Source organism: Arthrobacter sp. TJ-270, from assembly GCF_058269075.1.
The window spans coordinates 43,017-56,974 of record NZ_JBZCNB010000002.1 but is presented as its reverse complement, the minus strand read 5'-3'; the positions used below and the strand labels follow the sequence as shown (position 1 = coordinate 56,974).

The 13,958-nt window shown below is 66.4% G+C and carries 10 protein-coding genes and 1 pseudogene; 5 read left to right on the top strand and 6 right to left on the bottom strand.

Annotated features, from left to right (window positions below; genetic code table 11):
- Position 1: 1 nt before the first annotated feature.
- Complete coding sequence (locus tag AC4D2M_RS04955) at positions 2-1,744, top strand: acetyl/propionyl/methylcrotonyl-CoA carboxylase subunit alpha (protein WP_490890505.1); 1,743 nt, start codon at positions 2-4, stop codon at positions 1,742-1,744.
- A 17-nt stretch (positions 1,745-1,761) separates the two neighbouring features.
- Positions 1,762-2,427, top strand: a complete 666-nt coding sequence (locus tag AC4D2M_RS04950) for a GntR family transcriptional regulator (protein WP_490890504.1) — start codon at positions 1,762-1,764, stop codon at positions 2,425-2,427.
- A gap of 79 nt (positions 2,428-2,506) precedes the next feature.
- Here the strand turns inward: AC4D2M_RS04950 and AC4D2M_RS04945 are convergent.
- From AC4D2M_RS04945 to AC4D2M_RS04920, 6 genes and pseudogenes are all read right to left on the bottom strand, one after another.
- Positions 2,507-2,608: pseudogene (locus AC4D2M_RS04945) on the bottom strand (DUF1445 domain-containing protein); the annotation flags it as partial.
- Positions 2,609-2,631: 23 nt separating this feature from the next.
- On the bottom strand, positions 2,632-3,369 hold the full coding sequence (gene egtC / locus AC4D2M_RS04940; RefSeq protein WP_490890503.1) for an ergothioneine biosynthesis protein EgtC: 738 nt from the start codon (positions 3,367-3,369) through the stop codon (positions 2,632-2,634).
- A 1-nt stretch (position 3,370) separates the two neighbouring features.
- The gene (egtB, locus tag AC4D2M_RS04935) at positions 3,371-4,717 is read right to left on the bottom strand and encodes an ergothioneine biosynthesis protein EgtB (RefSeq protein ID WP_490890502.1); all 1,347 of its coding nucleotides are present in this window, start codon (positions 4,715-4,717) and stop codon (positions 3,371-3,373) included.
- Positions 4,704-6,011 (bottom strand): ergothioneine biosynthesis glutamate--cysteine ligase EgtA, encoded by a 1,308-nt coding sequence (gene egtA, locus AC4D2M_RS04930; RefSeq protein ID WP_490890501.1) that lies wholly within the window; start codon positions 6,009-6,011, stop codon positions 4,704-4,706. The genes egtB and egtA overlap by 14 nt, the downstream gene beginning before the upstream one ends.
- A 4-nt stretch (positions 6,012-6,015) precedes the next feature.
- On the bottom strand, positions 6,016-7,014 hold the full coding sequence (egtD, locus tag AC4D2M_RS04925; RefSeq protein WP_490890500.1) for an L-histidine N(alpha)-methyltransferase: 999 nt from the start codon (positions 7,012-7,014) through the stop codon (positions 6,016-6,018).
- Positions 7,015-7,152: 138 nt separating this feature from the next.
- A complete protein-coding gene (locus AC4D2M_RS04920; RefSeq protein ID WP_490890499.1) occupies positions 7,153-8,967 on the bottom strand; it encodes a glycoside hydrolase family 15 protein in 1,815 nt (604 codons plus the stop codon).
- A gap of 143 nt (positions 8,968-9,110) precedes the next feature.
- Here AC4D2M_RS04920 and AC4D2M_RS04915 point away from each other — a divergent pair, with 143 nt between their 5' ends.
- From AC4D2M_RS04915 to AC4D2M_RS04905, 3 genes are all read left to right on the top strand, one after another.
- On the top strand, positions 9,111-10,748 hold the full coding sequence (locus AC4D2M_RS04915; protein WP_490890498.1) for an ABC-F family ATP-binding cassette domain-containing protein: 1,638 nt from the start codon (positions 9,111-9,113) through the stop codon (positions 10,746-10,748).
- A 155-nt stretch (positions 10,749-10,903) separates the two neighbouring features.
- Positions 10,904-12,592, top strand: a complete 1,689-nt coding sequence (locus AC4D2M_RS04910; RefSeq protein ID WP_490890497.1) for an SLC13 family permease — start codon at positions 10,904-10,906, stop codon at positions 12,590-12,592.
- A 75-nt stretch (positions 12,593-12,667) separates the two neighbouring features.
- On the top strand, positions 12,668-13,951 hold the full coding sequence (locus tag AC4D2M_RS04905; protein ID WP_490890496.1) for a class I SAM-dependent methyltransferase: 1,284 nt from the start codon (positions 12,668-12,670) through the stop codon (positions 13,949-13,951).
- Positions 13,952-13,958 lie beyond the last annotated feature (7 nt).

Below are 13,958 nucleotides of genomic sequence, written 5' to 3'. Positions count from 1 at the left end.
CATGAAGAAGGTCCTGATCGCCAACCGCGGTGAAATCGCTGTCCGGATAGCGCGCGCGTGCGCCGATGCTGAGCTGGCTTCCGTTGCGGTGTACTCCGATCCCGACGCAGATGCCCTGCACGTCCGCCTCAGCGACGAGGCCTACGCGCTCGACGGCTCCACAAGCGCGGACACGTACCTCAATATCCCGAAGCTGCTCGACGTCGCCGCTCGTGCCGGCGCGGACGCAGTGCATCCCGGCTACGGTTTCCTCTCGGAGAACGCCGACTTTGCGCAGGCAGTGCTCGACGCCGGGCTCACCTGGATCGGCCCGTCACCGGACGCGATCCGCAGCCTGGGCAACAAGGTGACCGCCCGGGAGATCGCGGTACGCGCTGGTGCTCCGCTGGTCCCCGGATCCGACGGGCCGGTTGCGGATGCCGAGGTGGTCCGCACGTTCGCGGAACAGCACGGCGTTCCGGTGGCTATCAAGGCCGCGTTCGGCGGGGGCGGTCGCGGGCTCAAGATCGCGCACCGTCTCGAGGACATTGACGACGCCTTCGCGTCTGCGGTACGCGAGGCGACCATGGCGTTCGGTCGCGGCGAGTGCTTCGTCGAGCGTTTCCTCGACAAGCCGCGGCACGTCGAGGCGCAGGTACTGGCGGACACGCACGGGAACGTCGTGGTGGTCGGGACCCGGGACTGTTCGCTCCAGCGGCGGAACCAGAAGCTCGTCGAAGAGGCACCCGCACCGTTCCTGACCGATGAGCAGCGCACCCGCATCCACGAGTCCGCGCGCGCGATCTGCCGCGAGGCCGGGTACACCGGCGCGGGGACGGTCGAGTATCTCGTGGCACCCGACGGCGTGATCTCCTTCCTCGAGGTCAACACGCGCCTGCAGGTCGAGCACCCGGTGACCGAGGAAACCTCCGGCGTCGACCTGGTCCGCGAGCAGTTCCTTATTGCCGCCGGGCTGCCGGTGTCCATCACCGAGGACCCCGCGCCGCACGGTCACGCCATCGAGTTCCGGCTCAACGCCGAAGACGCCGGCCGTGGCTTCCTGCCCTCCCCCGGGCCGGTCGACGTGTTCGAAGCACCCACCGGGGCCGGGATCCGCGTCGACACGGGCGTCCGTTCAGGGTCGAGTGTGCCCGCCGAGTACGACTCCCTGATGGCCAAGCTGATCGTCTACGGCGAGGACCGTGCACAGGCACTTCGCCGCGCCCGCACCGCCCTCGACGAGCTGCGGATCGACGGCGTTCCCACCGTTGTCCCGTTCCACCGGGCAGTGGTGCGGGATCCGGACTTCACGCGGACCGACCGGCTCGGCGTCTACACCACGTGGATCGAGTCCGAGTTCTCCGAGCGCCTCGCTGCGTCCTTCAAGAGCGGACTCGCCGGTCCCGTCGCGCGGCGGGAAACACTCACGGTGGAGATCGACGGCAAGGCCGTCCAGCTCGGCCTGCCGGGCCAGGTGTTTGCTGCGTTGATGAGCGGCGGCGGTGCCGCCGTCGTGCCGTCTTCCGTCACGGAAACACACAATAACGACGGCGCCGTCACCGCCCCGATGGGCGGCAACCTCGTGAAGTGGCTGGCCGACGACGGCGTACAGGTGGCAGCCGACCAGCCCGTCGCCGTGCTGGAGGCGATGAAGATGGAGACCGTGGTGTCCGCCTCGTCCGCCGGCACGTTCCGGCGCGGCGGGCAGGAGGCCGGTGCCGCCGTCGTGCGCGGTGAAGTGCTGGGCGAGGTCGTCCCTAAATAGAACTAGCATCGAAGGCGATGACTACGGTGAGCAACGAGGCGGGCGCGGCTGAGCACGCGCATACGACGGCGTGGATCGCGTCGGTGCTGCGGGCACGGATTGCGGCGGGCCAGCTGACGCCGGGGTCGAAGCTTTCTGAGCAGGCACTCGCGGAGTCACTGGGGGTTTCGCGGAACACGCTGCGCCAGGCGTTCACCACGCTGGCGGGCGAATCGATCGTGACGCGGATTCCGAACCGGGGCGTCTTCGTGGCGTCCCCCGGTGTGGAGGAAGTACGGGAGATTTACCGGGTCCGGCGGACTATCGAGCCTGCGGCAGTGCTGTGGTCTGAGCCGTCAGCGCAGGAACTCGATGCAATGGAATCGATCATCCGGCGGGCGAAGGCCGCGCGAGACGCCGGATCGGTGCCTGACATGGCCAACGCGAACCAGGCGTTCCACGAAGCGGTGGTGGGGCTGACCAGGAGCGAATTGCTGCAGGAACTCATGGGCCGGGTGCTCGCGGAGATGCGGCTCGTTTTCCACGCCATGGCCTCCGCGCCGGACTTCCATACCCATTACGTAGACCGCAACGCGCAGCTCGTGAAGCGGCTTCGCGCGGGCGAAAACGAGAAGGCCGCTGCCGAGCTGCGCGCCTACCTCGAGGCGGCAGAAGCTGAGCTACTGGGGCACCTCGAAGAATAACCCCGGAACTTTTGTGCACTTCCGGCGACTTCACGACGCCGGAAGTCACCCGAAAGTGCGCAGAAGTTCCGGGTGCAGCTCAGGGCACAAGGTAGTCGCTGTCCCGAGCATCGGTGATGAGCATGTGTCCGGGCGCGTGACCTATGGCCAGCGGCGGCCGTGACCGCATGACCGCTGCCTGGGTCCGCTGGTGAGTCCCTCACTCTAACCGATGGGCTGAACCTCGACACCGTCGGCTGTCGCGGTGAGCACCGAGTTATCGGGAACGCTGTGCCAGCCCGGACTATCGTCGGACGGCTCACTGGCCACGACAAACCCCTCCGGCCCGGAGCGCCAGTACAAAGTGTCCCCCACAGCTGTAGCCGTGATTGTTTTGCCGTCCGTCAGCAGCAGGTTCAGGCGCGCCTCGGCGTGCTCCAACACTGTTCGGGCGCTACCGGCGAGCGCCTGATCGGGCCCCTGTCCGGCCGCCAGGAACTCGAGCACCAGCGCCCAGACCAAGGCCGAATCGACATGTGCCTCCATGGTCAGCAGACGGGACGCAGGGATCGCGTCAACGATCCCCTCCACGGATCCGGGCCAACCGTTGATCCGCCCGTTGTGGCTGAAGAGCCAGGTGCCGTCCGTGTAGGGAGCTGAGGCCGATTCGTCCTGGGTGGTGCCCACGGTGGCGGACCGCACCGCGGCGAGCGCCGCCGTCGTCGTTGTGACCCGGGCGACGTCCGCGAAGGAAGGATCGGCCCACATCGGTACTGCGCGGCGGTAGCGCGCGGGTTTGGGGTCGCCGTCCGCGTACCAGCCGACGCCGAACCCGTCAGCGTTCACGGTGCCGAATTGCTGGAAGCGCGGCGCCCAGGATTGCTTCAGCAGGCCGTGCTCGGGGGCGAGCAAAAGCGTGGCGAGGGGGGTGGGCGACCCCAGAAAGGCCAGGTGCCGGCACATGCTAGGCGGTCTCCGCTGGGCGGGCGTCGCGTGCGGTCCGGAAGCCTGAGAAGATCTGCCGGCGGATGGGATAGTCCCAGTTTCGGAAGGTCGCGCGGGCAGCGGCGGGGTCGGTGGCCCAGGAACCGCCGCGGAGGACCTTGTAGTCGCTTCCGAAGAACACCTGGCTGTACTCCTCGTAAGGGAAGACGGTGAAGCCGGGGTAGGGCTGGAAGTCACTCGAAACCCACTCCCACACGTCCCCGATGAGCTGCCGGACACCCAGCGGTGACGCACCCTCCGGGTAGGAGCCGGCCGGTGCTGCGCGCAGGGCCGTTCCGGCGAGGTTGGCATGCTCGGCAGCGGGCTCCTCATCTCCCCACGGGAATCGGCGGGACCGGCCGCTGGCAGGGTCAAAGCGGGCGGCTTTCTCCCACTCGGCCTCGGTCGGCAGCCGCCGTCCGGCCCACCGAGCGTAGGCATCGGCTTCATACCAGCAGACATGCTGCACCGGTTCGTCCGCGGGGACGGGCTCGACGGCGCCGAACCGCTTGCGCATCCACTGCCCGTCGGCGCGGTGCCAGTATTTCGGCGCCTTCAGGCCTACCTCGTTCCGGTGCCGCCAGCCGTCCGGGTGCCACCAGGAGGATTCGTCATAGCCGCCGGCAGAGATGAACTGCTCATACATGCCGTTGGTCACCGGTGTTGTGTCGATCCAGTAGGCAGTCAGGTCCACCGAGTGCGCGGGCCTCTCGTTGTCCAGCGCCCATGGTTCGACCGACGTGCCCATGGTGAACGGACCGGACGGGATCAGCACTTCGGCGGGTAGCGGCAGCTTCGCACGGGTATCAGGCAGCGGTGTCTCCGGCAGGATCCGTTCACCGTCGCGGATCTGGTGGGTTGCGAGCATGGTTTCGGCGTGCTGCTGCTCGTGCTGGACGATCATGCCGAACGCGAACCCGTTCTCCAGCAGCGGCTTGCCCTCCAGTTGGGTGCGATCCAGGATGTCCAGCGCCTTGTCGCGTACCTCCGCAAGGTAGCGCCGGGATTCGGCGGGCGAGAGCAGCGGAAGCGTGGGACGTGTGCTCCGGGGATGCTGGAAAGCGTCGTACATCTCGTCAAGATCGCAGCGCAGGGGCGGGCGTCCCCCAACGTCGCGCACCAGCCACAATTCCTCCTGGCTGCCCACGTGCGCGAGGTCCCATACCAGGGGCGACATAAGGGGCGAGTGCTGCTTGACCAGTTCGCCGTCGTCGTAATCTGTCAGCGCCAGCGTCCGGTTCCGTGCACGCTCAAGCCGCCGGGCCAATTCCAGCCGGAGCTGTTCGGTGTCCGTCGGTTCAACTGCTGCTGTTTCAGCGATGCTCATGGAGTCGCTCCTCAGGGTGATCGGCTGGGTTCTCAAGGGTGAAGGCCGGAATGCGTCCCGTGCGCTGCCATTCGGCGAGTGAGACGTCTGCCGGGGTGAGTCCCCGGGCGGTATATCTCTCGATGAAGGCGGCGACCCGGGCCCGCGTTTCGGAATCCGCACCCAGCCGCGGCAGGGCATCGTAAGAGGCCTCGGCGCAAGTCAGCGCAGCCTCGGCGAGCTCCGGGCGGGACAACCCCTCACGGGCGGCGGCCAGCGGCGATCCGGCGTCAGCGGGAAGAGCGCGGCAGGCCTCGCCCGCCAGTGCAGCAGCCTGGGGGTCTTCAATCAGGGCCGCGACGACGGCGGTTGGCACCTCCCAGTCCCCGCCTGCCTGCGCGTCAATCACCCGCAGTTCAAGGAAGCCGCGGGGCCGGACCGGTGGAAACAACGTGGTCAGGTGGTAGTCGAGATCCTGCAGTGTCACCGTCCGGGGGCCGGCTCCGCGAAGCCAGTTCCGGAAGGTCAATGCCCGGGGAACGTGCCAGTTGCCGTCGCTGTTGTCGGGTCTGATGCACAGGACGTTAGCGTCGAGCGCGTAGCGTGCCCAGTCGTGTCTGGGATCATCCGCGAGCGGCGCCGGCGCTGCGGTGCGGGTCGGGTCGATAGCGAGCCAGGCGGCCTGGCGGGTGCTGCGCCACCCGCTCGGTTTGCCTCCGACAAACGGCGAGTTCGCGAACATGGCCGTCAACAGCGGCGCAAGGAGATGCAGGTGGCGCCAGCGTTGGAGTGCGCTGCCGGGACCTGCGCCGTCGGTGCCCGCATCGAGCGAGATCTGAAGGGAAGCGGTGGAGCACATCATGGTCCGGCCGGCTGGACCGGTGCGATCGAATTGCTGCTCCATCGCTGCGTAGCGGGGTTGTTCCAACGTGCGCCGCGGCGGCCGGAACGGGTCGAGGGCCAGGTCGCCGAGGAGAAGTCCTGCTTCCGCCAGCAGTGTGGCGACCCGGCTGAGATCCTTGCGCGTGGACGAGATCACTTCGGGAAGGCTCGGTGCGCAGGCGGAACTGATTTCCAGCTGGCCGCCCGGTTCGAGGGTGATGAGCCCTCCGCCGGGAAGCGGTTCCGATACGCTGCCGACAGCATCACGGACCTCTGGTACCGGAACCGGAACGGCGCCGTCGTCGATGCGGTGGACCGTGCGCTCAACTTCGATGCCGATCTTTCCGGGCGGTCCCGTCTTGAAGCAGACTGAAGCAACGTAGATCTCCGCCTCTTCCTCCGACAACGGCTTCACCGTCTGCGCAGACCGCATCTGCCTACACCGCCTTCGCCACCGTGACCGCATAGCGGTCCTGGGAGTCGCTCCATTGGCCCGCGATGTGGAAACCGGCAGCCTCGAGTTCAACTGCGATAGCGTTCCGGCTGAATTTCGTGGAGATCTCGGTTCTCAGTTCCTCGCCGGCCTCAAAGTGGACCTGAAGATCCACGCCGGGCAACGTCACAAGCATGGGTCTCCGTGCGCGCAGGCGCATCTCAATCCAGCTCTTGTCCGGGACCCACTCCGCGACATGGTCGAATTCATCGACGTCGAAGTCCGCACCCAATTCACGGTTCAGCACCCGTAGGACGTTCTTGTTGAAGTCCGCCGTCACACCCTGGGAATCGTCGTAGGCCGGCACCAGTATCTCTGCCGGCTTCACCAGATCCGTTCCGACCAGCAGGGACCCGCCCCCGGGTCCCAGCAGTGCGTGGATATTTTCCAGGAACCGTGTGCGCTGTTCCGGCTCGAGGTTGCCGATGGTGCCTCCCAGAAAGGCAACCATGCGGTGGCCTTCCCGCGGCAGGACATGGAGTTGGTGCTCAAAGTCGGCAGCGACCGGGCTAAGTTCCAGTTCCGGGAATGTCTCGGAGAGGTGGTCCCCCGCACCCAGCAGTGCGCCGTCGCTTACGTCGACGGCGACGTACCGCTGCAGATGGCCCTCCTCCTGCAGGGCCGACAACAGGAGGGGCGTCTTGCTGGAGGAGCCTGAACCGAGCTCGATCAGCGTTTCCGCGGGAGCTGCCGCGGCCATATCCGGTCCATACCGCTCAAGGATCTCGCGTTCGGCACGCGTCGGGTAGTACTCCGGCAGTTCCGTGATCTGCTCGAACAGGTGGCTGCCGCGATCGTCGTAGAACCACTTGGGTGGAAGCCACTTTGGCGTCGCGGTCAGGCCGGTGAGCACATCCTCGCGCAGCGCGGATTCCAGATAGTGCGGGGGCAGGTAATGAGCGATCTCCGCGGGACCGTGCACCGCGTCTTCAGCGCCTGTCAACAATTGATCACCTTCCAGCCGCACCAGTGGGGTTGAAACTACCGTAAAGCATTTCCACCCCCGCCTGACCGGCACGTCGCCTCGTTTCCCGTTTGGAATGCATTCGTAGCTGCGGCTGCTGTGGTTGTCTGTGGTTGTCTATGCGCCCTGTCCGGCCTGCGCGTCCTCGGCCTGCGTGATCGCCCAGGCCGCGTTGATCAGCCCGATGTGTGAGAGGCCCTGCGGGAAGTTCCCGATCAGGTTGCCGTCCCGAATGTCGATTTCTTCCGAAAGGAGTCCCAGATCATTGGCGTATCCGGTGACTGCATCGAAGATCTTCCGGGCCCGCTCCGGCTGGCCTGCCATGGCGCGGGCAGCGGCCAGCCAGTAGGAGCAAATGATGAAGGCGCCTTCGTCTCCCGAACCCGTCCACCGCTGGACCAGGTTGCCGGTGGTGAGTTCCCGTTCCACCGCGTCCAGCGTGGCCAGCATGCGGTCGTCACCAGCCGGCAGGAATCCCATGATCGGCATTAGAAGCACACCTGCGTCGAGATGGTCGGAACCGAAGGCTCCGGTGAAGGCCTGGGCGCTGCTGTCCCAGCCCTTTTCGAGGATTGCACCGCGAATCCTCTCCCGTTCGCGTTCCCAGGCCGGTATCTTACGCGCGGCGCCGAGGCGGTCGGCGAGATTGACCGCCCGGTCCAGAGCCACCCAGCACATCAACTTGGACGTCAGGTAATCCCGTGTTCCTTCCCGCCCTTCCCAGATACCGGAGTCATTCTCCTGCCACGTCTCCGCAGCCCGATCGGCAACAGCAACCAGGAAGTTCCGGGTCTCGGCGGGAAGTTCACCGAGTTGTTCGCGCAGCACCCACGCGCATTCGAAGACTTCGCCGAGGACGTCAAGCTGCTTCTGGTCCCAGGCGTCATTGCCCACGCGGACCGGCCGCGATCCCGCGTAACCCTCCAAATGGTCCAGCTCGTGTTCAGTGAGATCGTGCTCCCCGCCGACGCCGAACATGATCTGCAGGTGTCCGTCACCGAGTGCTCCGGCAGACGTGGTGATCCAGTCGAAGAACTGCTGCGCCTCATCGGGACAGGCCGCTACCCAGAGCGCCTTGAGGGTAAGGCTGCCATCACGAAGCCAGCCGTACCGGTAGTCCCAGTTGGCGCTGCCCCCAGGCTCCTCCGGCAACGACGTGGTCGGGGCCGCAGCGACCGCTCCGGTAGGACCGTAGGTGAGTGTCTGGAGTACCAGGGCGCTGTGGTGCACCTGTTCCCGGTACGCACCCCGGTAGCCCTGGTGCATCTCGCTCCAGGACCGCCACCCGGCAATGGTGTTCTCGAGTTCACCGGCGCCGTCGTCGGCCACGGGTGGGGAACCGACGGCGCCCCGGTGGCGGAGTGCGAAAACTGCAGCCTCCCCTGCCTCGAGCATGAAGGTTCCGCCGATGGACCCTTCCCCGGCGGTGAGGCTGAGTCCGGCGGTCAACGTCAGGCGGTCAGCACCGCCGCTGATCTCCCACCCGGTGGTGGTCTGCGTGAAGTGCGGCGTGATCAGGCCGTATTCCGGTCTTGGCACAAGCTCGACCGTCACCTCAACAGATCCACGGGTGACCTCGACCCGGCGAAGCAGCATATGAGGGGAACCATGTCCCACCTCATGCCCTCGTTCCCCTGGACCAAGCGCCAGGACATCGGTCACCCGGGCCTCCCCGCCGTCGCACTCAAACGTCGTTTCGAGCACCATGGTGCCCGGGAGATAGCGACGGGTGGTCGTGTATTCGCTGGTCGGGCGGATTGTCCAGTGGCCGGCGTCCGAGTCCAGCAGGCGGCCGAAGACGCTGGGGGCATCAAACCGCGGCGGGCACCACCAGTCGATGGATCCGTCTCGCGAAGCAAGGGCGGACCCCTGGCAGTCTCCAAGCAACCCATAGTCCGCGATCGCGGCCGCTTTGCCATCCGGTGTCTGCACAGTGCAACTTCCTTGTCGGTTCTCAAGCTAAACCCTCCCCAGAGGTCAGGGTCAAGGGTTCCGGTGCCCGTGCGACGTGACGGCAATGAACATAGCCAGTTGAAGCGGAGGTGGCGGCCGTCGTCGGCTTCTAGACTGAATCAATGACTGCAACACTCGTGGCCAAGGCGCTCTCCGGTGGCCACGCCCACCGCACCCTCTTCTCAAACCTGGATCTGACCGTCACGCAGGGTGACGTCGTAGGAGTGGTGGGAGCGAACGGTGCCGGCAAATCCACCCTGCTTCGGCTTCTGGCAGGGGTCGATGAGCCGCTCGCCGGCACGGTGATGTGCTCGCCGAAGGACGCCTTCGTGGGCTGGCTCCCCCAGGAGCACGAGCGCACCCCGGGCGAGACCGTGGAAACCTACATCGCACGCCGGACCGGCGCCACCGCCGCAACAGAGGCCATGGAAAAGGCGGCGGAAGAGCTTGGCACAGAAATCAAGGGAACCGACGACCGCTACGCCTCAGCGCTGGAGCACTGGCTCGCGTCGGGCGCAGCGGACCTGGAGGACCGGCTCCCGGCGGTGCTGGCCGACGTCGCGCCCGGCGTAGCACCGGAGGCACCCGTCACCGGTCTCTCCGGCGGCCAGCTGGCCCGGGTTGCCCTAGCCACGCTGTTACTGAGCCGGTTCGACGTCGTCCTCCTTGATGAACCGACCAATGACCTGGACCTCGACGGGCTCGCCCGGCTGGAAGCCTTCATGCGCAACCTGCGCGGCGGGGCGGTGCTCGTCTCCCACGACCGCGAGTTCCTGGCGCGCTGCGTCACCACAGTGGTGGAGCTTGACCTGGCCCAGAACCAGGTCGCCGTGTACGACGGCGGCTACGACGCCTACCTCGAAGAACGCGCCGTCGCGAAGCGGCACGCCCGCGAAGCGTACGAGGAGTACGCCGAGAAGAAGCAGGACCTCGTGTCACGGGCCCGGACGCAGCGCGAATGGAGCTCCCAGGGTGTCCGGAACGCCATGAAAAAGAACCCGGACAATGACAAGATCCGCCGTCGCGCCAGCATGGAATCATCGGAGAAGCAGGGGCAGAAGGTCCGGCAGATGGAGTCGCGGATTGCCCGGCTTGAGGAGGTCGAGGAGCCGCGCAAGGAGTGGCAGCTGCAGTTCAGTATCGGGTCGGCGCCGCGCTCAAGCTCGGTGGTCGCCACGCTGAACGGTGCCGTGGCGAGGCAGGGCGACTTCACGCTGGGACCTGTCTCTGTGCAGATCAACGCCGGTGACCGCATCGGCATCACCGGCCCCAACGGCGCCGGAAAGTCCACGCTGCTACGCCTGCTGCTGGGACATCAACAGCCCGACGACGGCGCCGCCTCCCTCGGTGCCAACGTCGCCGTCGGAGAAATCGACCAGGCACGCGGCCAGCTCGCCGAGGACGAGACTCTGGCCGCATCGTTCGAGGCGGCGGTGCCGGAGCTTGCCCAGGCAGAGATCCGCACCCTGCTGGCCAAGTTCGGGCTCAAGGCGGAGCAAACCTCCGCACGCGTCGGCATGCTCTCCCCCGGCGAGCGCACGCGGGCGGGGCTTGCGCTGCTGCAGGCCCGCGGGGTGAACCTGCTGGTGCTGGACGAGCCCACCAACCACCTTGACCTTCCCGCCATCGAGCAGCTCGAAGAGGCGCTCGAGGACTACACGGGGGCGCTCCTGCTGGTCACCCATGACCGCAGGATGCTCGCCAACGTCCGCCTTGACGCGCGGTGGGACGTCGACGGCGGTCAGGTGCGGGTGCAGTAGGGAACTCCCTGCTGCGTCGTGGATCCGCTGAGCCCAAGCCGAACGTGACCTGTATCACATTCGTGATTTCTTCTTTATCCTTTCTGTACATAGATCGACGCCCGACACCAACCGAAGGACTGCCCCAGCCGCACTAGATCGATAAGGACAGACGCATGAGCCAGGATTCCGAGGGCGTCGTCGCCCAGCAAGGCCAGACGGGAGAACGACCAGAGGAAAGGTTGGGACCGCAGCGATCGGCCGGCCGGACATGGCTCTACCGAGGACTCGGATTGCTGCTGGCCGCCGTCGTCTGGCTCCTCCTTGGCAATACCAACGTCTCAGCGGATGCCCGGGTGGTCGGTGCGGTCGCCACCCTCATGGCCGTCTGGTGGATGACCGAAGCCATGCCCCTGTCGGTCACATCACTGCTCCCGATTGTCCTGTTCCCGGTGCTGACCGCGCTTGAGGTGTCCGAGGTTACGGCCCCCTACGCCAACCCGATCGTGTTCCTCTTCCTGGGCGGTTTCCTCATCGCAATCGCCATGCAGAAGTGGAACCTGCACCGCCGCATTGCCCTGCTGACCCTCCGTCGGGTCGGCACCCACCCGCGGCAGATCATCCTCGGAATGATGATCGCCACCGCATTCCTGTCGATGTGGGTGTCGAACACTGCGACGACGCTGATGATGCTGCCCATCGGACTCAGTGTGCTGACGCTTGTGGTGGAGAATAGCCGGCACGCCGGAGCCACAGCCGGAGCCACGGCCACAGCCGGAGCCGGAGCCGGGGCCGGGGCGGGATCCGGATCCACAGCCGTAACTGCAGCCGAGGACATGACGGAGCAGATCCGGTCGGGCAAGGCCATTAGCGACGTGATCGACGACCGCGATGTTCGCCTGTTCGGCGTAGCCCTCGTTCTCTCGATCGCCTGGGCCGCCACCATCGGCGGCCTCGGCACCCTGCTGGGTAGCCCGCCGAACGCCATCGTGGCCGGTTACATCAGTGAGGAACTGGGCCGCACGGTTGGCTTCGCCCAGTGGATGATGCTCGGCGTCCCGATCGTGATCGTCTTCATCGGGCTCGCGTGGCTGATCCTCACCCGGCTCATGTTCCGCTTCCATCTCGACGAGGTGCCCGGTGGCAAGGAGCTGATCAACAACGAGATCGCCGCACTGGGTCCCATGAGTCAGGGCGAGAAGATCGTCCTGGGCGTCTTCGCTGCCGCAGCGTTCTGCTGGATTGTCCCCGGTCTGCTCTCAGGCGTAGGCGACCTCGGCACGCAACTGCCCTGGCTCGACCTCTTCGACGACACCGTGGTCGCCATCGGAGCCGGTGTGGTGCTCTTCCTGCTGCCCGGGGACAAGCATGGAAATATGACCCTGGTGTGGAAGGACGCCGAGAGGGGCCTCCCGTGGGGCGTCCTTCTGCTCTTCGGCGGTGGCCTGTCGCTCGCCGCCGCCGTCGCCGGCACCGGCCTTGACGCCTGGTTCGGCGAGCAGGTGACCGGGCTCGGAGCACTGCCCATCATCCTGCTCCTCGCCGCCGTGGTCACGATCGTCCTGCTCCTGACCGAGATCACCAGCAACACGGCCACGGCTGCAACCTTCATCCCGATCCTCGGTGGCGTCGCCGTAGGAATCGGCGTCGATCCCATGACGCTGCTCATTCCCGCGGCACTGGCTGCCACCTGCGCGTTCATGCTGCCCGTCGGTACACCGCCCAACGCAATCGTCTTCGCCACCGGTCAGGTCAAGATCACCGAGATGGTCCGCGGTGGCGCGGTACTCAACGTCGTGGGAGTCATCCTGATCACCCTCTTCACCGTCCTTATTGGCCCCTTTGCCCTGGGCCTGATCATCTAGCTGACCGCTGCAGGTGGGCGGCGAGACATCGGTTACCTCTGGTTCCAGCGAACAGATCGGAGTAGACAAGGATCCATGGCGAAGAAAAAGGGAGTGGCGCCGCGATTGGCCGAAGCCCTGGGGATCATCCTCGGCACCGAAGAAATCCCCCTGCGGCTTCAGGCATGGGATGGGTCCGAGGCTGGACCCGTCAACGCCCCGGTAATTGAGTTCCGTTCCCGTCGCGGACTGCGGCGAATGCTGTGGTCGCCGAATCAGCTCGGGCTGAGCCGTGCGTACGTGGCCGGAGATATTGACGGTCCCGGTGACCTCTTCGAAAGCTTCTCCGTGCTCAGTTCCGTCGGCAAGTTCGCCGAGCTGAAGGCCTTCCGCCCTCCCACCCTCGGCGAGCGCTGGAAGCTCCTCCGGACCGCCTTCCAGGTCGGTGCTATCGGACTCCCGCCCGCACCACCGCCGGAGGAAATGGACGTCACCCGAAAGGGGCGCCTCCATTCCAAGAAGCGCGACGCCGCCGCAATCTCACACCATTACGACGTCGGCAACGACTTTTATGCGCTCGTCCTCGGACCGTCGATGGTGTACTCGTGCGCGGTCTGGGAGGACGAGAGTACCGGCCTGGACGCGGCACAGGAAGCGAAGCTCGATCTGGTCTGCCGGAAGCTCGGTTTGCGGCCGGGCATGAGAGTGCTGGACGTGGGTTGCGGCTGGGGCAGCTTTGCACTGCATGCGGCGCAGAACTACGGAGCCGACGTCGTGGGCGTCACGCTCTCGAAAGAGCAGGCGACTCTCGCACGGAAGCGGGCGGCCGACGTCGGGCTTTCCGACCGGATCGAGATCCGGGTCCAGGACTACCGCGATGTCGATGACGGTCCGTACGATGCGATCAGCTCGATCGGCATGGCAGAGCACGTTGGCGGGGAGCAGATCGGACGATACGCGTCCCATCTGAGGGGCCTGCTGCGTCCGGGTGGCAGGCTGCTCAACCACGCGATCTCGTGGAACGCCGGTGAGATGCCGCCGGATCCGGACTCGTTCATCCCCCGCTACGTTTTTCCCGACGGCGAGATGCTCAGCCTCACGGTGATGGTCGGGGCCCTCGAATCGGCCGGGCTGGAAGTGCTCGACGTCGAAGCGTTGCGCCGACACTACGGCCTGACATTGCGCGCCTGGGTGCACAATCTCGAGGAGAACTGGGACGAGGCGGTCCGGCTCACGAGCGAAGGACGGGCGCGGGTGTGGCGGTTGTATATGGCGTCGAGCGCGCTTGGCTTTGAGCGGGGGCTGAACGGCGTGAACCAGGTGCTGGTTCAGCGTCCGGGCGGTGAGCACCCGCCGCTGCGGCGCCGCGAGTGGATGTGACTACCCG